General features: G+C 46.0%; 15 protein-coding genes. 13 read left to right on the top strand and 2 right to left on the bottom strand.

Translation table 11 applies throughout. The features are described 5' to 3' along the window. The first annotated feature begins 12 nt into the window (after positions 1-12). The 12 genes from C0033_RS06330 (at position 13) to C0033_RS06275 (ending at position 15,325) form a co-directional block, all read left to right on the top strand. Positions 13-2,136: a polyribonucleotide nucleotidyltransferase gene (locus tag C0033_RS06330; protein ID WP_103227022.1), complete on the top strand. Its 2,124-nt coding sequence runs from the start codon at positions 13-15 to the stop codon at positions 2,134-2,136. A 104-nt stretch (positions 2,137-2,240) separates the two neighbouring features. After that, positions 2,241-2,918 carry an ABC transporter ATP-binding protein gene (locus C0033_RS06325; RefSeq protein WP_103227021.1) on the top strand — a complete coding sequence of 226 codons (678 nt, stop codon included), beginning with the start codon at positions 2,241-2,243 and terminating at the stop codon, positions 2,916-2,918. 21 nt (positions 2,919-2,939) lie between these two features. Then, positions 2,940-4,913: a zinc ribbon domain-containing protein gene (locus C0033_RS06320; RefSeq protein WP_103227020.1), complete on the top strand. Its 1,974-nt coding sequence runs from the start codon at positions 2,940-2,942 to the stop codon at positions 4,911-4,913. A gap of 108 nt (positions 4,914-5,021) precedes the next feature. Continuing rightward, positions 5,022-6,137, top strand: coding sequence for an ABC transporter permease (locus tag C0033_RS06315; protein WP_180994587.1), 1,116 nt, complete (start codon positions 5,022-5,024; stop codon positions 6,135-6,137). Beyond that, positions 6,134-7,177 carry an ABC transporter permease gene (locus C0033_RS06310; RefSeq protein WP_103227018.1) on the top strand — a complete coding sequence of 348 codons (1,044 nt, stop codon included), beginning with the start codon at positions 6,134-6,136 and terminating at the stop codon, positions 7,175-7,177. The genes C0033_RS06315 and C0033_RS06310 overlap by 4 nt, the downstream gene beginning before the upstream one ends. A 286-nt stretch (positions 7,178-7,463) precedes the next feature. Further along, positions 7,464-8,408, top strand: coding sequence for an L-lactate dehydrogenase (locus C0033_RS06305; protein ID WP_103227017.1), 945 nt, complete (start codon positions 7,464-7,466; stop codon positions 8,406-8,408). Positions 8,409-8,426: 18 nt separating this feature from the next. Further along, a complete protein-coding gene (locus tag C0033_RS06300) occupies positions 8,427-9,329 on the top strand; it encodes a LysR family transcriptional regulator (RefSeq protein WP_103227016.1) in 903 nt (300 codons plus the stop codon). 117 nt (positions 9,330-9,446) lie between these two features. Then, positions 9,447-10,721 (top strand): SLC13 family permease, encoded by a 1,275-nt coding sequence (locus tag C0033_RS06295; protein ID WP_103227015.1) that lies wholly within the window; start codon positions 9,447-9,449, stop codon positions 10,719-10,721. A gap of 52 nt (positions 10,722-10,773) precedes the next feature. Continuing rightward, positions 10,774-11,655, top strand: coding sequence for an alpha/beta hydrolase (locus C0033_RS06290; RefSeq protein ID WP_180994586.1), 882 nt, complete (start codon positions 10,774-10,776; stop codon positions 11,653-11,655). Beyond that, a complete protein-coding gene (locus tag C0033_RS06285) occupies positions 11,652-12,830 on the top strand; it encodes a malic enzyme-like NAD(P)-binding protein (RefSeq protein WP_103227013.1) in 1,179 nt (392 codons plus the stop codon). The genes C0033_RS06290 and C0033_RS06285 overlap by 4 nt, the downstream gene beginning before the upstream one ends. Positions 12,831-13,031: 201 nt before the next feature. Next, a complete protein-coding gene (locus tag C0033_RS06280) occupies positions 13,032-14,435 on the top strand; it encodes a nucleobase:cation symporter-2 family protein (protein ID WP_103227012.1) in 1,404 nt (467 codons plus the stop codon). A gap of 101 nt (positions 14,436-14,536) precedes the next feature. Then, positions 14,537-15,325, top strand: a complete 789-nt coding sequence (locus tag C0033_RS06275; RefSeq protein ID WP_347501045.1) for a carbohydrate-binding protein — start codon at positions 14,537-14,539, stop codon at positions 15,323-15,325. A gap of 172 nt (positions 15,326-15,497) precedes the next feature. Here C0033_RS06275 and C0033_RS06270 read toward each other — a convergent pair whose 3' ends face one another. Then, the gene (locus tag C0033_RS06270; RefSeq protein WP_180994585.1) at positions 15,498-16,136 is read right to left on the bottom strand and encodes a YitT family protein; all 639 of its coding nucleotides are present in this window, start codon (positions 16,134-16,136) and stop codon (positions 15,498-15,500) included. Between the two features lie 362 nt (positions 16,137-16,498). Here C0033_RS06270 and C0033_RS06265 point away from each other — a divergent pair, with 362 nt between their 5' ends. Further along, complete coding sequence (locus C0033_RS06265; RefSeq protein ID WP_103227009.1) at positions 16,499-17,935, top strand: Na+/H+ antiporter NhaC family protein; 1,437 nt, start codon at positions 16,499-16,501, stop codon at positions 17,933-17,935. A gap of 215 nt (positions 17,936-18,150) precedes the next feature. Here C0033_RS06265 and C0033_RS06260 read toward each other — a convergent pair whose 3' ends face one another. After that, the gene (locus C0033_RS06260) at positions 18,151-19,581 is read right to left on the bottom strand and encodes a polysaccharide deacetylase family protein (RefSeq protein ID WP_103227008.1); all 1,431 of its coding nucleotides are present in this window, start codon (positions 19,579-19,581) and stop codon (positions 18,151-18,153) included. Positions 19,582-19,596 lie beyond the last annotated feature (15 nt).

The raw sequence follows: 19,596 nt of genomic DNA, 5'->3' as shown, positions 1-19,596 counted from the left end.
GAGAATAGACGTATGTACAAGAGTTTTTCTATGGAACTTGCCGGCAGAACTTTAACTGTTGATATCGGCAGAGTTGCAAAACAGGCGAACGGTGCAGCATTTATGCACTATGGTGATACGGTAGTGCTTTCTACAGCAACCGCATCTGATAAACCGAGAGAGGGAATCGATTTCTTCCCGTTAAGCGTAGAATATGAAGAAAAATTATATGCAGTAGGTAAGATCCCAGGTGGATTTAATAAGAGAGAAGGAAAGGCATCCGAGAATGCAATTCTGACCTCCCGTGTGATTGACCGTCCGATGCGCCCTCTGTTTCCAAAGGATTACCGCAATGACGTAACACTGAATAACCTGGTTATGTCTGTGGATCAGGACTGCAGCCCTGAATTAACCGCTATGCTGGGTTCTGCAATCGCAACCGCTATTTCCGATATTCCGTTTGACGGACCATGTGCGACCACACAGGTTGGCTTAGTGGACGGAGAATTTGTAATCAACCCGACTCAGGCCCAGAAACAGGTTTCCGATATGGCTCTTACGGTGGCATCCACTAGAGAAAAAGTTATCATGATCGAAGCAGGCGCTAATGAAGTGGCTGAACAGACCATGATTGACGCTATCTTTAAAGCTCATGAAGTGAACCAGAAAGTAATTGAGTTCATCGATACCATCGTAGCAGAGTGCGGAAAAGAGAAGCATACCTATACAAGCTGCGCGGTTCCGGCAGAATTGTTTGAAGCGATGAAAGAGATCGTAACTCCGGAAGAGATGGAAGTTGCGGTATTTACAGATGATAAACAGACCAGAGAAGAGAATATCCGCCAGATCACTGCAAAGCTGGAAGAAGCATTTGCAGAGAATGAAGAATGGCTTGCAGTTTTAGGCGAAGCCGTATACCAGTACCAGAAGAAGACCGTTCGTAAGATGATCTTAAAAGACCATAAGCGTCCGGACGGCCGTGGAATGACAGAGATCCGTCCTCTGGCAGCAGAGATCGATCTTTTGCCTCGCGTTCACGGATCAGGTATGTTTACACGTGGACAGACACAGATCCTGAATGTATGTACCCTGGCTCCATTATCAGAGCGCCAGAAATTAGACGGTATCGATGATATGGAAAAATCCAAGAGATATATGCATCATTATAATTTCCCGTCCTATTCTGTTGGTGAGACAAAACCATCCAGAGGACCGGGACGCCGTGAAATCGGCCATGGTGCGTTAGCTGAGAGAGCTTTGATTCCGGTACTTCCTTCAGAAGAGGAATTCCCATATGCAATCCGTACCGTATCAGAGACCATGGAATCCAACGGTTCCACATCACAGGCCAGCATTTGTTCTTCTTCCTTATCACTGATGGCAGCCGGAGTTCCGATTAAATCAGCAGTTGCAGGTATTTCTTGTGGTCTGGTTACCGGAGATACAGACGATGATTATGTGGTATTAACGGATATTCAGGGATTGGAAGATTTCTTTGGAGATATGGACTTTAAGGTGGGCGGTACTCATAAGGGTATTACCGCAATCCAGATGGATATTAAGATCCATGGACTGACAAGACCGATTATCGAAGAAGCGATTGCTAAAACCCGTGAAGCCAGAATTTATATTCTTGACGAAGTTATGGCTCCGGTCATTTCAGAAGCTAGAGAAGATGTTGGCAAATATGCTCCCAAGATTGAACAGATCAGCATTCCACCGACAAAAATCGGCGATGTTGTTGGAAAACAGGGCAGCGTGATCAACAAGATTATTGAACAGACCGGCGTTAAGATCGATATCTCGGAAGAGGGCAATGTAGCTGTCTGCGGTACCGACAGAGAGATGATCGAAAAAGCCATCGGCATCATCAAGAGCATTGTGACAGATATCGAAGCAGGCCAGATTATAACCGGTAAAGTTGTCCGCATCATGAATTTCGGAGCGTTCGTTGAGCTGGCTCCTAAAAAGGATGGTATGGTTCATATTTCCAAGCTTTCTGACAAGAGAGTTGCTAAAGTGGAAGACGTCGTTAATATCGGAGATGAAGTTACCGTTAAGGTAATTGAAGTGGATAAGATGGGACGTATTAATCTGAGCATGAAGCCTGGTGATTTAAATCCTGCTCCTGAAAAGAAGGAAGAAACAGCAGAATAGAATTATCTGAATATATAAAAAAGTCATGGGAAATTAAGGAAAACTTCATTGACCATGACTTTTTTTTGTAGTAAAGTTTTCTTATACATATTATAGGAGTTATTATGATAGAAGTAACTGATGTCTGGAAACGGTATAAACAGAAGAGCGTGTTGGAAGGAGTGGCTTTTTCGGCGGCTCCCGGCGAATGTGTTGGAATCGCCGGCAGCAACGGCTGCGGGAAAACGACTCTTTTTTCGGTGTTGTCGGGAACCATAAAAGCGGATAAAGGCAGCATGAAGTATGAGGGCCAGGAGATTCTTGGCAGCCGCAGGATTATTTCTGAGTGCATCGCTTATGTTCCCCAGGAAAATCCTTTGATGGAGGAACTGACTGCAAAAGATAACCTGAGATTATATTATCGCGGGGATAAAAAGAAGTTAGAAGCGGATCTGGATCATGGGACGGCGGCAATGCTGGGAATCGGTGATTTCCTGGGAACCGCTGTCAGCCGGTTATCAGGAGGAATGAAAAAGAGGCTCAGCATCGCCTGTGCTCTGTCCAATCATGCTCCAATCCTGATCATGGATGAGCCGGGAGCAGCTCTTGATCTGATCTGTAAAGAAGATATCAGAAATTATCTCACAAAGTACATGGCGGCTGGCGGCACTGTGCTGCTTTCTTCTCACGAATTGGAGGAGCTGTCTTTGTGCAATAAAATGTATGTTTTAAACCACGGCAAACTGGATCAGGCTCCCATAGGGATGAGTGCCAAAGAATTGGTGAGCCGGTTTGAAAAATAAAAGATAAGGGGAGACCGAGTGATGAAATGTCCTAATTGCAACATGGAAAATGAAGAAAATGCGAAATTTTGTACGTCCTGCGGCAGTAAACTGATGAATAACCAGACTCAGGCGGAGACCGCTTCCACAAATGAGGAGCCGGAAAATCAAGCGGACGGCGTTAAGATGCCGGAAATGCCGGATCTGACAGAGCGTAAGATCGACTGGGGCGACAGCGCTGAAACGGATAATAAGACGGAAGCAGGAATGGAATCAGGAGCGGAAGCGGAACCTGTATTGGAAGCTTCTGAATATGAGGACGAAAAAAAGACAGAGACTTTAGAAGCGGATACAACGGCACCGATGATATCAGCACCTGTATTTACTGTTCCGACAGAGCCTGAGATGCCTAAGAAGAAAAAGGGCAAAGGGATTATTATCGCTGCAGCCGTAGCAGTTGTTGTTGTGGGTGTTGCCGCAGCCGCATTCTTTGGGATGCAGAAAAAGGATCCTAAGGCGGAAGTATTTGATGCGTTTAAAAGCGTATACTCATCAGAAGAGGTGAAGCCGGCAGAAGAGATCTTCGGTTTTTCCGATATATTTAAAAATGCACAGAAATCCAGCACGGATTATGGATTAGGTCTGACTTTAGTAAAGGATAACGTGCTGGGGCTTAGCGGTCTTGAGGGCGCCGGATTTGATATGTCTGAGAAAAATGATCTGGAGAAACAGGTGGGTTCTCTGAATCTGGGCATCATTTACGGCGGAGTTAATTTTACAAATTTTAAAATGTATTATGACGACACGAATTTCAAAGCGTCCATACCGGATTTGTTTGATGAAGTGTTTGTTTTGAATTATGCGGATGATTTGGCGGGGCAGATTGAACGTTCACCGTATTTAGGCAAATATATTGCCGAAAGCGGAGTTGATATGGACGCTTTCAAGAATTATATTGAATACTGCCAGAACCTGTATACTCCTGATTCCACAGGCCCCATCGATTTTGCCGGGCTGAAAGAGCGTTTTGATAAAGAGAACGATTCCTTCAAAAAGCTGAAGGACAGCATAAAAGTGGAAAAAATTTCCGAGAAGAAAAAATTCAAAGTGGATGGTAAAGAAGTAACCTGCAGAGGATTTGACATGGTGGTTTCAAAAGACAATCTGATTCAGTTCGTGGACGAATCCTGTCAGTTTCTGTTGGATGACGAATCGCTGAAACAGGAGCTGATTGAATATTACAGCCAGGTTATGAATTTGTCGAATCAGATGTACGGTTCCAGTATTTATGGGGATCTGTATGATGGAGAAACATTGGTAAATGAGATGTGGGATGCCATGGATGAGGGCAGCACAGAGCTTATTAAAATTCTGGACGACAGCATGGATGATGAAGTTAAGGTTACTGTTTATCTGGATAAACAGGGCAGAATGATTTCTCTTGAAGCGGAAACAGGGCTTACCAATGAGGATGATTCCCATGCGGTGCTGGGGCTGAAAGTGGAGATGAACGGCGGAGCATATCTGACACAGAACATGACGGCTTCTTTCACATTGGATGTGGATGGTGAAAAGGGCGAAATTACATTTGCAAAAGAAGGAAAATATGATAAGAAAGACCTTACCTGTGATGTGGATTTTGGCCTTGATTTTGATGATGAGCTGGTAGAAATTGCTTACAGCGGAAGCTATAATGTGGAAAAGGGCGATTATGATCTCATGTTATCCGGATATGACAACGGCAGTGAGATGTTTAAGATGTCTGTCTCAGGAGCAATTGACGATTTGGAAAAGGGCAAAGGATTTAGGGCTGACGCTGATTCCATTATGATTTCTTCGGGTGGAATGGATTTGCTTGAACTGTCTGGTTATTATTCCATCGCGCCGATGGAGGATGAAGTAGAAGATCTGGAAGGCGAGCCGTTTGATATTCTGGCTGCAACAGAAAGCGATTGGACGAATCTTATTCAGTCTGCATATATGAAAATATTCGGACTTATTGGCAAACTCAATTAAGAAATCCATGCGGAAATGAGGATAAAGATGAGGATGTTTTTGGTTTATTTACAGCTTGAGCTTAAAAAAACTTGCCGTAAATTACCATATTTTATAGGAGGAGCAGTTGTGCTGGCATTTTTGCTTGGCACAATTGCTTTTTCTGCTAGTAATATGATTTATGGTGACAGCGTTGCGGGACGGATTCAGATCGGGATGGTATTGCCGGAAAAGGATGAGCTTGCGGAAAAGGTTATGTATATTCTGGGAGAGATGGACAGCGTACAGAGCATCTGTGATCTTAGGTATGTGGATTTGGAACAGGGAAGACGGGAAATGGAGCAGGGGGAGTTATCCGCCCTCATTGTGGTTCCGGATCATATGATAGAAGGGATTATTGACGGAACCAATACGCCGGCCACCATTATATTTCCAAAGTCTACCGGGATTGAGGCGGCCATATTCAAGGAACTGGCGGATTCCGGTGCTCAGATTCTGGGGATTGCGCAGGCGGCCATCTATGCGGCGGACAATCTTTGTATGCAGTATGACATGATGGATAAGATATACCGGGTCAATGGGGATATTAATAAGATGTTTTTGAATTACAGTCTGCCGAGAAATACTTATTTTGACGATTACCAGGTATCGGTTACAGGCGATCTGACAACGCTGCAGTTTTATGGTATTTCTGCATTTGTGTTGTTTTTGCTTCTTTGCGGGATACCTGCGTCTATGATTGTTAAGAAAAAAAATGGGGTTTTGCAGCAGAAGCTGGAAATGATGGGAATCGGAAGCTGGAAACAGACATTTTGCAGTCTGCTGTCCGTCACTGTACTTTTGCTCCTTGCGGCATTTTTGACAGCGGCCGGGGCATGTGTTTTTGGATTTTTAGAATGGAGCTTACAGCTTTTTGCGGTCATAGTATTGATTTGTCTGGCGGCAGCTTCTATGATTGTATTTATCTATGAGTTTTGCGGAAACCGCATGGCAGGCGTGATGGGAATCTTTCTGTGCTCGGTGGGAATGCTTTTCATAGCGGGCGGCATTGTGCCTTCTGTTTTTCTTCCGGGGGGATTGACGAAGCTTGCAGGCTATCTTCCGGTCAGCTGGATGATGGACGCGATTAGGCGTCTGCTCACATCTTCCTTATCGGTATGGTCACTGTTTCGCCTTTTTGTAGCTGCGGCTGTATTTTATTCCGGGGCTTCGCTGGCACAGAGATGGAATGGGAGGCGGCTATGAGAATATGGACATGGTTTTGCCTTTCCTGTAAAAGGCAGCTGAAACATCCGGGTTATCTGATTCTTCTCCTGCTTCTGCCTCTCGTTTTATACGGGGCGAAGAAGGCTGAGTCCGGCGGGGAGGAAGGAGTCAGGATCGCTCTTTATGTGGAAGGGGGAGACCTGGCGGAGCGGACGGCGGATACGCTGACGGAAAAAGGCGGCGTGTTTGAATTTTACCGGTGCGATTCTGTAGAAGAGCTTGAAAATGAGGTGTCTTCCAAACGGGCGGAATGCGGTTATATATTTTATAAAGATCTGGAAGAAAGGATGAATGCGGAGAAATACAGGCGGAGCATCGGTTTGTGTACCTCTCCTTCCACTGTGGTATCGCCGCTGGCTTCTGAAGTGGTGTTTGCGGCTTTGATGGAGCAGTATGGAAGACTGCTGTTAAAAAATTATGCGGTGGAGGAACAGGCATTTGAACCGCTCGATAAGGATCTGGCATGGAATGAGCTGGAAAATTTATTTGATGTGTATCAGACGAATCACAGCACATTTGCTTTTGCCTATGATACAATGGATGGAGGTAATATGGAGGAAGTTTCGGTGAAAACCGGATTTCCGGTCCGGGGGGTGGCCGCAGTTATGGTCTTCATTTCCGGTATATTTGCAGCGGTTATGCTGCTGGAGGACGAGAAAAAAGGGCTTTATATTCCGGTTCCCTATTCTCTGAAGATATGGTGTAAGGCGGCATCCGTATTATCGCCGGTTATGCTGGCCGCAGTTTCCGGCTTGATTTCCTTAAAGGTGACCGGGAATATGGGGCGGTTCGGATATGAGGCGGCGTGCATGGCGGTCTACGCGGTGTCTGTTTCCCTGTTTGCATTCCTTTTGAAAAGTGTGGTGAGGAATGGGGCGGTTATCTGCTGTCTGATCCCATTTTTCATCATAGGGAGTTTAATTCTCTGCCCTGTATTTTTAGATGTGGGCCAGTGGATGCCTGAAATTAAAATGGTGCAGAAGCTGTTTTTGCCGTATTATTATTTGAAAATGTTTTAGGATTTTATGATATATGGGATTCATGTGTCAAAAGGTCTTGCCCCTGCAAATTGTCTGAATGGTTTGCATGTGCAGGAATTTAGGAATCCTTAGACTGCCGGATCTTGCGTTGAGACGAAAATGACAGCATGTTTGAGCGCAGCGAGTTCTGCATTTTCGTCTCGCTTTTAGCAAAATCCGGCGGTCTTAGGAGTCCTTAATTCCGAACCCTGGCAAACAATTCAGACAATTTGCAGGGGCAAGACCTTTTGATACACGAATCCGTTTGGAGAAGAAAGGAGTAATTATGGCAATTGGTAGAAGCAAAGTGGTGATTGTAGGAATTGGTTCCGTAGGGGCGGCGACAGCATTTAATCTGGTTATGGGGCAGGTTTGCGATGATCTGGTGCTCATAGACCTGAATGAGGAAAAGGCGTGGGCGGAGGCTACGGATCTGCAGCATTCTCTGGGGTACAGCGGAAGCAAGATGCATGTACAAGCCGGAACTTATGGGGAGTGTAAAGATGCCGATGTGGTTGTAATCGCAGCTGCACTTCCGTATATTAAAGGGCAGACCAGGCTGGATATGCTTGGCAAGGCGGCCGGAATTATGAATGGGGTGGTTCCGGCTATTATGGAAAGCGGGTTTAACGGCAGCATTGTGGTGATTACCAATCCGGTGGATGTGATCAGCTGGTATGTGCAGAAGCTGTCCGGGCTGCCGGAATCCAAGGTGATCGGAACGGGAACAGCGCTGGATTCCGCACGTCTCCGCTATCATCTGGCAGATGTGATGCATGTGGATCCTCAGAGCGTCTATGCGCTCTGCATGGGAGAACATGGGGATTCCCAGATGATACCGTGGAGCCAGGTGACGGTGGGAGGAAAGAAGTTTCTGGAGATTCTTCAGGACAACCAGGACAGGCTGAAAGAATTTGACATTGATAAAGTGAAGGAGAATACGGCTAAGATCGCGTACCGGATCGTCAATGCAAAGGGGGCGACTACATTTGGAATCGCATCCATAACGGTTCAGATCGTAAATGCTATTTTAAGGGATGAGAATAAAGTGATTCCTGTATCGGCAATGCTTCACGGGGAATACGGCCAGCAGGGGATTTATGCCGGCGTGCCGGCTGTTATCAACAGCCAGGGGGTTAAGGAGCTGGTGGAATATCATTTGACGGATTCGGAGCTTGAGGAACTGGGGCGGTCCTTTGAGGTGATCAGAGAGGCGCAGTCCTCTTTGTAAGGAAGAGATGGGGGAAAGATGGAGTTTCGCAGACTGGAGTATTTTGAAGCGGTGGCCCGAACGGGGAGCTTTACCAAGGCGGCGGAGGAGCTTTGTGTGGCGCAGCCTACCATTACAACTGCAATTAAGCGGATGGAAGAGGAACTGGGAGTTGCCCTTTTGGTCCGTGATAAAAGAAGCGTGATGCTGACCTGCGAGGGTAAGATATTTCTTGAAAAAGTGGTGGATATTCTGGCGCGGATTGAAGGGTCCGTCAAGGAAATGCAGGAGATGTCCGCGGCGAATGACTGGATGCTGAATATCGGGGTGGCGCCCATTAACGGAGCCTTTGTAACGCCTGTGCTGTACCGGAATTTTATGGAAAAATATCCCATGGCCCGGCTTCAGGTGATGGAATTGGGAAGCTACGGCATCATGGAAGCGCTGAAATCGGATGAAATCGAATTGGGGTACATGGTTCTGAGAGAAGAGGCGGAAATCCTGAAAGATTATGAGACATTTATCATCAGGCGGGGGGAGATGAAGGTCTTGGTTCATAATGATAATCCGCTTTCAAAAAATAAGACCATTTCCATCGGGGATTTGGCCGGTATCCCCCTCATCTATCTGCCCACCCATTCTTATATACGCCAGAAAATAGATGCGGAATTTCAAAAACATGGCCTTGTGCCCAATATTTTGTCCATTCCGCAGCAGATGGTCACAACCTATAATCTGGTGGCTAATAATGTGGGCGTATCCTTTGTGCTGGGGGATGAATTTACATCGCTGATCAGAAGTGAACAGATGACGGCGGTCTGCCTTGACAATCCGGTGACCTATAAAGCGGGATTTGTCTGGAAGAAGGGGCGGGTGCTGAGCAAGGCGGCTAAAAAATGCATTCAGTTTATTCATGGGTATTTTGAGGCGGCGGACCAGTAATAAATTTGAACTATGGACTCATAAAAAACAAGTATTTCACAGTTATTTGCAGATATGGTAAAGTTTTTACCAGGAGATACGCGTATGAACTGCAAATAAAAGTAGGAGGGGTTTTTTATGAGTCCATTAACGATCACACTGATTATTTTAGTGCTTACGATCATCGCATTTATGTCGGGAAAAGTTCCGTTTTCCCTTATTTCAACATGTATTATTCTTGCATTAATCCAAACGGGAGTTTTGTCTCCGTCTGAAGCATTTTCCGGATTTACCAATACCAATGTGGTCATGTTCTGCGCCATGTTTGTCGTAGGGGCAGCGATCACGAAAACAACCATGCTGGACCGCGCTCAGGTGCTTGTAACCAGCTATAAGAATAAGCCTAAAATACTGATTCTTATGGCCAGTATTGTGGCGTCGATTCTGGCAATTGTAACAAGCGCTACGGCAACAGCGGCAATTATGCTTCCGTTGCTGATCGGTATCGCCAATGAGATTGGAACCAGCAGGAGCAAGCTTCTGTTTCCGGCCATTGTAGCCGCCAATATTGCGACGGGAATGACATTTTTGGGACAGGGCGCCAGCAATATGACATGGAGCGATGTCATGCTGAAAGCGGGCGGAACCACACCGTTTAATATTTGGTCTTTTACCCTTGCCCGCATACCGATTTTAATTATCTGTTTGATCTATGTGGCGGTGATTGCCGGAAGACTTCTGCCTGATATAGACAATGAGCTGTTTGATGACAATATTAAGAAAAAAGAGACCGGAGCCAAGTTAAGCCCGATGAAAGAAAAGGCGGCGATTGCTATTATAGCGGCCACCATACTGGCCATGATATTTGCCGATGTGATTGGAATTAAGATGTACATACTGGCGTGTATCGGCGCATGTCTTCTGGTGATTTTCGGAGTGCTGAATGAAAAAGAGGCGCTGGGGTCCATTCACCTGCCGACCGTATTTTTGTTTGCAGGCGTGCTTCCTCTGTCGGATGCCATTAAGATAACCGGAGCGGGAGATGTGGTGGCTGAGAAAATGATTATGCTTTTGGGAAATACGACAAATCCCTATATTATCATGGCGGTATTTTTCCTCGTGCCGCTAATATTAACACAGGTTATGTCCAATATCGCTACCATAACCATATTTGTGCCTCTTGTGAGCGCGGCGTCGGTTAAGATCGGGGTAGATCCCCGAGCGGCGGTTATGGGCGTGCTCATCGCCGGATGTGCGTCAATTCTGACTCCGATGGCTTGCCCGGCGCAAACGATTATCATGGGGCCCGGAGGATATAAGATGAAGGATTATTTGAAGTGCGGTCTGCCGTTGGTGTTGATTATCACCGTATTTTCGATTGTCTGGCTTCCTTTTATCTTTCCGTTTTATTAAAAAATCTTGTTAGAAAATGGTTATGACCGAGATGAGAGAGGATGTGACAATAATGGAAATAAGCAGAGAAGAAATGATAAAAATGGCGGTGGAAACGAGAAAAAAAGTGACTTCCTCAGTTGTAAAACAGGAAGAACTGGATGAGTATCCGGTTGAAATTCAGGTTATTAAAGTTCCTACCAGATCGGGGGAGTCCACCGTGTATTTTTCCCGGAGCGCTAAAAAAGATGATGCCGCGCCGCTGGTTATTAATCTTCATGGTGGCGGATTTATTCGGGAAAGGACGGCCAGCGACGATTTGTACTGCAGAAAGCTGGTTTATGGAATCGGATGCAAGACGCTGGATGTGGATTACAGGGTTGCGCCGGAGTTTCCGTTTCCGACGGCTTTGTATGAATGCTATGATGTGGTGCAGTGGGCATTTTCCCGGGGAAAAGAGCTGGGGATTGATACGAGCCGGATCGTACTGACCGGGCACAGCGCAGGAGGAAATATGGTTGCGGGAATCTGTATGATTGCTAAGGCAGAAAAGGCGTTTAAACCGGCTCTTGCAGTTTTAGATTATCCGCCTATGGATCTGCTGACTGATCCGGATAAAAAGGAGGCGCGCGGAGGCGGGATTCCTGTGGAACGCGCCCGGCTTTATAATCTTTATTATTGTGAAAAAGAGGAGCAGGCCAATTACCTGGCGTCTCCGGTTCTGGCAGAGGAAGAGCAGTTAAAGGATTTCCCCAGAACATTAGTGATTACAGCCGGATTGGATGATCTGTGCAATGAAGCGGAAGCATTTGCACTTAAATTGGCCCAGGCGGGCAATGAGGTGACGTTAAAGCGGTTTCCGGGCGCGTCTCACGGATTCACGGTATACAGGATGGCGGAATATGAAAAGGCAATGGAACTGATTGTGCGTTTTATAAAGGAGAACGTGAGATGAACGAAGATTACTATAAAGAAGCTTTGAGAATCCATGAAGCATACAAGGGAAAGATCGGCGTGGTGAGTAAAGTGCCGTTGAAATGCAGAGATGATTTAAGCGTCGCATATACTCCCGGGGTGGCGGAACCATGCCGGAAAATCGCAGAGGATAAGAGTGCGGCGTACCGTTACACGGCAAAAGGCAATCTGGTGGCCGTTGTAACGGATGGGACGGCGGTGCTGGGGCTTGGAAAAGTAGGGCCGGAGGCGGCGATGCCGGTGATGGAAGGAAAAGCGGCTCTTTTTAAAACCTTTGCGGATGTGGATGCATTTCCGGTCTGCCTGGATACGGAGGACACGGAAGAACTGATCAGGACCATAAAATATCTGGCGCCCACATTTGGAGGCATCAATTTGGAGGATATCGCGTCGCCAAAATGCTTTGAGATCGAGGAGCGGCTGGAGAAAGAACTGGATATTCCTGTTTTTCACGATGACCAGCATGGAACCGCTATTGTTGTGACGGCAGCTCTCATCAATGCCTTAAAAGTGGTGGGGAAGAAAATGGATGAGATCAAGGTGGTTTTAAACGGGCCGGGAGCGGCGGGGACTGCGATCATTAAGATGCTTTTGGCGGCCGGTGTAAAAAACGTGACGGCCTGCGATGAACACGGAATTCTTTACCGTGAGAGAGAAAAGGGGATTGAAGGGCATAAGAGGATGTTATGTGAAATCACGAACCTGGAGGGGAAAAGGGGAAGTTTGGCAGATGCGCTGAAGGGTGCGGATGTATTTATCGGCGTATCGGTTCCGGGAGCCCTTACTGCTGAGATGGTTAAAACGATGAATGTGGATCCGGTGGTATTTGCGATGGCAAATCCTGTGCCGGAAATCATGTATGAGGAGGCGGTTAAGGCAGGTGTTAAGGTGATGGGAACAGGCAGATCGGATTATCCCAACCAGATCAATAATGTGCTGGCTTTTCCGGGGATTTTCAGAGGGGCGCTGGATGCGGGAGCCAGGGACATCAATTCTGAGATGAAGGTGGCCGCCGCTTATGCGATTGCGGAACTGGTCAGTCGGGAAGAGCTGTGCCCGGAGTACATTATACCATCTGTTTTTGATACAAGAGTCGCAAATCATGTGGCAGTGCGGGTAGGGGAAGCGGCGGGACGGTCAGAGGCTATACGATAAGATGCCATACGTCCGGCGGAAGGGAAATAGTCAGATATTCAAAGATAGAAAATATCAAAATATGCTTATTGTGGAATTAACGGAAAAAAACATATTAATTGGAAAATAAGGTTGACAATTTTCAATATTATGGGTAACCTTATAGTATGTTCATAAAATATTTATTTTATTAATGAAAAATTTATATTATGGAGGTACTATATGAGTACGGAAAAAGTTTATTCCTCACCTCAAGAGCTGGAAGGACGTCTTCCTTTAAAGACTGCAATTCCGCTGGGACTTCAGCATGTTCTTGCCATGTTTGCAGGAAACCTGACCCCTATTATATTGATTGCAGGGGCCTGTGGGATCACGGCAGGAGATGAACTTCAGGTAGCCATTTTACAGAATGCCATGCTGGTGGCCGGTATTGTTACGCTGGTACAGCTGTTTACGATCGGTCCGGTGGGAGCGCGTCTTCCGGTTGTTATGGGAACCAGTTCAGGATTTATCGGTGTATGCAGAAGTGTGGCAGGCGTTATGGGCGGCGGTGTGGTCGCATATGGAGCCATACTTGGTGCCTCGATTGTCGGCGGCCTTTTCGAAGGCGTGTTGGGAATGTTTTTGAAACCGCTGAGAAAGTTTTTCCCATCGGTTGTTACCGGTACGGTTGTGCTATCCATCGGTCTTTCTTTAATCAGCGTGGGCATCAATTCCTTTGGCGGCGGCAGCGGCGTAAAGGATTTCGGCTCTTTGGAAAATTTGTTTTTAGGTACGGTGGTTTTGGTTACAATCGTAGTGTTAAAGCATAAATGCAAGGGATTTGCCAGTTCTTCCGCTATTTTAATCGGTGTAATTATCGGATATATCGTTGCGGCTATTATGGGATTTATTCTGCCTCATACTTTTATGTTTACGGATGCGGCTGCCGGAACAACGGCTGAGATCACAAAGTCCTGGGTTCTTAACTGGGATAAAGTGGCGTCTGCGCCTTGGATTTCAATTCCGAAGCTTTTGCCGGTTCCGCTTGTATTTGACGCCAGGGCGATCATACCTATCGGTATTATGTTTATCGTAACTGCGGTGGAGACGGTGGGCGATCTTTCCGGTATCACAGAAGGCGGTATGGGAAGGGAAGCTACGGATAAAGAGCTTTCCGGCGGCGTTATCTGCGATGGTTTGGGATCTTCTTTTGCAGCTATTTTCGGCGTGCTTCCAAACACATCCTTCAGCCAGAACGTAGGGCTTGTAGGCATGACAAAAGTGGTTAACCTGTTTGCAATTGCCATCGGCGGCGTATTCCTGATCGCCTGCGGATTATTCCCTAAACTGGCTGCATTGGTGTCCATTATGCCTCAGAGTGTGTTAGGCGGCGCAGCTGTTATGATGTTTGCGTCCATCGTAGTCAGCGGTATCCAGCTGATCACAAAAGATGATATTAATTCCAGAACTATTACAATTGTTTCCGTAGCGATCGGTCTCGGATATGGTCTTGGAGCCAATTCTGCGGCTCTTGCCAATCTGCCTCAGGGCGTGCAGCTGATCTTCGGCGGTTCCGGTATTGTTCCAGCTGCAATCGTTGCAATCCTGCTGAATGTGCTTCTGCCAAGAGAAGAAACGAAATAATCTGTAAAATAGTACATAAATCAATGAAATTGAATATTTTGTTTTGACCATCCTCCTGATATACTTGTATTAAACAATGTATATTAGGAGGATATTTTATTATGATGAAACTGAGTATCGTGGATAAGGACAATAATGTAAAGTTTCAGGCAGAAGATAATGACCATATAATTGCCGTTTATGAGGCAGAGTATGAACCCGGGGATCAGATCCTTTTGGAGACTTCTGATGTCAATGAATATTATGTGGTGAGAATTGACGATACCATGGATGAGGCATTTGTATATTTGACCAAATCCAGCGTGGAGTATGTGATTCCATTTGAGGAAAAGAGAGTTTCCTATAATCCGAAATCATTTACCGGGGATAAGCATTATCTGACTTTCCGCCGCGCCCGGCCATTTGAAATCTCCGCCTATAAGAACCTGGCGAAAAATGTGATGGACCAGCATGGAGATACCGGATGCTTCCCTCATGCCTATGCGAATGTGGAAACAAGGGGAGAGGCCGTATTCGCAGCCCGCAATGCCATCGACGGCGTGCTTGCCAATGAGTCCCACGGAAAATGGCCGTATGAATCCTGGGGAATCAATATGCAGGATGATGCTGAGATCACATTGGACTTTGGAAGGGCGGTTGATTTTGATAAAATCGTGCTTTATACGAGAGCGGATTTCCCGCATGATAACTGGTGGGTAAGCGCAACTCTGACCTTTTCCGACGGATCAAAGGAAGTGGTGAAGATGGAAAAGAGTGTAAAGCCTCATGAATTCAGCATTGAGAAAAAGGGGATTGAGTGGATTAAGGTGAGTGAGCTGATTAAGGCGGATGATCCTTCGCCATTTCCGGCGCTGAGCCAGATTGAAGTGTATGGGGTGGAATCGAAGTAAAATTTTAATTGTTTAACAAGGGTGATGAAGGGAACGCACGGAAGAGGATATGGAACGGTTGGGAATTGACCCCACTGTTCCGAAATCCTCTTTCGTGCGTTTTTACTGGTTTGGATAAAAATAGTATTTTGTCATAGATGTTGCGTTGAACTATATTTGTACTGAATATCTCCTATGGAACCAGATATTTGATATGGCTGGAATTGCGGTGCAACGTCAGCTGCCTCATAACAAGATCGATAACAAAGCTGTTGACCAGCGTATAGATAATTCCGTAAATGATGGCGTCGATTTCCCGGAAGACAAAGCCGGCTATCAGGATAACGCTGCCGTCCAAGATCTGAGTGATCTGTCCGATTGAAAATCCGGGATTCAGTTTTTTCGCGGACATGATGAGAAAATCGCTGCCTCCGGTGGAGGAATTCTGAAGATAGATCAGGGCAAATCCTGTGCCTGCGAAAAGGCCGGAGAGCAGCGCCGCCGCCAGCCGGCTTCCGGAGAAGGGCGGAAAATAGCAGACCACATGATCGATAAACAGGGAACTGATCACCATGGTTTTTAAGGATACCAGGAAAAATCGTTTGCCCAGAAGACGGAAACTGAACAGGATAATCGGTATATTCAGGCCGATGATCACGGCTCCGATAGGAAGGCCGGTCAGATAATTAATGATAATGGACATTCCGTTAATTCCGCCGGGAGCGAAATTGGCGTTTAAGGCAAAGACCACCACGGAGATCCCAATGAGTAGAGAGCCAACGCAGTCTACAGCCAGTTCAGTAATTCGTTTACAAAAAAAAGTAGTGTTCACAGGATATTCCCCCAATCTATGAAAGTAGCGCTTATTAGTAACGCAGCTTTATTATAGATCAAGGAGAATATATAAGTCCAATTAGAAAAAACAGGAAAAAATATAAGTGATAGCTTATAATTCGTTTCGAAGCGCTTGAAAGGAGTAATTTTTCGTTAATCATACAGAGATTAGTAGGAAAACTGCTTTTATCCAGCCGGAAAACTGCCTTCCCTTTTGACAAAGACTGCGAGAAAAAAACGGTAGATTACGAGACAAATCCAAAGAAAACATATAAAATAGAACCGGGAGGAGGAATTGATGCAAAGGAGTATGAAAGGATGGCACAGTTAATGATGAGCCGTTCTTAGGAGGGAATACATATGGAAAAAGAAAGGAAAAAGGGGGCTGGAGTAAAGGATGTGACCCCCAAAAAAAAGTTTGAAATGCCGGATACCTATCTTATTATCGTCGGTATTATGATATTTGCAGCATTATTGACCTATATCATACCGGCCGGCGTATATGGATATAAAATCGATCCGGTTACGGGAAAGGAAATCCTGGATTCCACAACATTTCAATATGTAAAAAATACGCCGACCACGTTAATTCAGTTTTTATTGGCATTCAGCCACGGGCTTACAATACAGGGAAGTATGATTTTGAATGTTATTCTGATTTGTGGATGCTTTCATGTGGTGAATGAAACAAAAGGATTATCAAATTTTTTCTCTTTTGTGATCGCAAAGTTACATGCAAAAGCAGTATTGATTATTCCAATCATTATGATATTATTCGGATTTTTGGGAAGCAGCGGAGCGTTGGTGAACTCTACAATCGCATTCATTCCGATCGGGCTTGTTATCGCGTGCCAATTGGGCATGGACCGGGTTTTTGCGATGGCAGTTATCTATCTGAGCACATTTGCCGGATTTGGCTCCTCTTTTATGTCCGTTAATTCCGTTCAGGTTGCGCAGCAGATCGCGGGTCTTCCGATACTTTCCGGAAGCGGCTTCCGCATGGCGGTATCTGTAGTTATTGTCACAGCGGCAATTATTTATACGATGATCTACTGCTTCCGGGTTCGTAAGGACCCGACGAAGAGTGTTCTTTACGGAACGTCTGCCTGGGGATTCGATGATGTGGAAAAGGATGCGGATTTCGATGCCAAGCTGACCATAAAAGACAGTGTCATCTGCATTTTAACCTTTGGAAGTTTCGGTTTGTTTGTATGGGGCGCTGTCAATAAGGACTGGGGCCAGGATATGATGGCAGCATTCATGGTGTTCTCTGCGGTTGCTTCCGGCCTTCTTTCCGGAATGACCTTCGAAGAGGTGGCACAAACATTTGTTGCAGGCGCGAGAAAAGTGCTGTATGGCGTGCTTTTGATTGGATTTGCCAGCGGAATTTCCCTGATTTTAACTGATGGACAGATTATCCACACGATTATTCATGCAGTTTCGATTCCACTAGCGAAAATGAGCAGCCCCATTGCTGCGGTATTCATGTTTTGGTTCAACCTGATATTTAATTTCTTTGTATGTTCGGCCAGCGGACAGGCGGCTATCGTCATGCCGATTATGGCGCCCCTTTCCGATATCGTGGGTCTGTCAAGGCAGGTTGCCGTATTGGCTTACCAATACGGAGACGGATTGTCCAATACCATCTTCCCGGTCAGCAGTTCTCTTGTGGCATCTTTGGCAATCGCAGGCGTTCCGTTCCAGAAATGGCTGAAATTCCAGATTCCGCTGTTCCTGATTTGGGTTGTGATCGCTTCTGCTGCGATCAGCATCGCTGTTATGATCGGATATTGTTAGTAAAAAGCCTATGCGGCTGTAATGGTTCTTTCTTGGCTTTGGGTGCGGGGCTGATATTTTGGCAGCTTGTTAACGGCTGAGAAATGACAAAACAGGAGGATTCCGAGTACGTGTTTCGAAGTTAAGATTCGCTAAGAATTAAAACTCCGGCAAACATACCCTGAATCCTCCTGTCTTGTTATTTTTTCCGCGTTTTCATATTCCGGGCGTATGGTCTAAGGTGTATTTCCATTCCCCATAGGCGCTACCGGTTTTGGCCTTGCCGGATCAAATACCTTTTCCACATCGATCAGATCGCTGAGCTTTGGATTGCTCGGATTGGTTTCCGGAAGATCATAGTACATCCGGTATCCGTCCACGTTGCGGCGTCCCTGGCGCAGGTGGTCTTCGCCGAACTGAATCCAGTACTGATGAGAATCCACGTTGCAGAAATAGCGGAATCCCGCTGATTTTAAATATTCAAATCGGGAATTATCGTTGGTATATGGATGCCAGTCGCCGATATCGCTTCCGAATGGGAATAAAATGATATCGGTCGGGCCGATTAAACTCTCCACTTCGGCTTTCCATTTATCCGTATCTGTCTTGAAATCTTCGTATTTGATGGCTCCCATGTTGCGGTGACCCCAGCTGTGAGACGCCAGTTCCCATCCGTTGTCACGAAGGCATTGGGCTACTTTGGCTGCTTCTTCCCGGTCCTGATCATAGGTGGGATTTTCACTGTAGGAAGCGGCGGTGCGGTATCCTAAGATTCCGTTATAACCGGTAAACGCGATGATTGCCCGCGCGCCTTTATAGGAAAAATCGGGGTGTTCCTGAATAAAATCTTCCAATAAAGGAACCAGATCATAAGATCCTACGGACATGGTTCCGTCGTCCATCTTCATCTCAGTGGTGGGTTTTCCGTCTTCACCGATGATCATTTTGGAAGCGAATCCGTCCCCTTCCATGTATTCGTAATAGCAGACATCATCCTGGGACATGACAAATGGCTGTTTTCCTTCCGGAAGCATGATATCTTTTTTTACAAACCGGGGAACTCCGTCTTCTCCGATGACTTCTTCCGCGATGTCGTGAATGCGGATCAGGACAAATCCACGGTCATACATGGACTGCAGGATCTTTAAAAACTCATCCTTAGTGGTCATCATCTGGTTGTAACCCTTTTCTTTGGAATCCCCGTCAAAGGCTTTGCTGGTATCCATGATGAGAGAGTGGAAGAAAATATGGGTGATCTTGGAGTTGTCCACTTTCACCAGTGTATTCTTAATCTCTTCATATTTGGATATGGCTTCAGTCACCTGAGGATCGGAAGAATATGCTTCATTGCTCTGTAAAAGGGCGATTGCTCCGTCATAATCGTATCCCTGGGCCATCAAATCCGCCTGCTGGATTAAAAGCTCCAGTTCCGAATCTCCGATATCGATGATCTCTTCGGAAGAAGGAGTGATCTCTGTCTGGGCCGGATCGGACGCCTCCGAAGTTGCCGCTGTTTTTGAGTTGTTGAAAAACTGTTTCTTAATCATAAAACCGCCGGTAACCAGAATTACCAGCAGGGCTATGATGGTTAGTATAATCGGTAAATTATTTAAAATTTTACGCCGTCCCCGTTTCAGGCGGCGTTTTCTGTAGTCCATTTTTCCCATGTATAAATGCCCCTT

The sequence above is a fragment of the Clostridium sp. chh4-2 genome, from assembly GCF_002899675.1.
Classification (GTDB): domain Bacteria; phylum Bacillota; class Clostridia; order Lachnospirales; family Lachnospiraceae; genus CHH4-2.
This window is presented reverse-complemented; position numbering and strand designations above follow the sequence as displayed.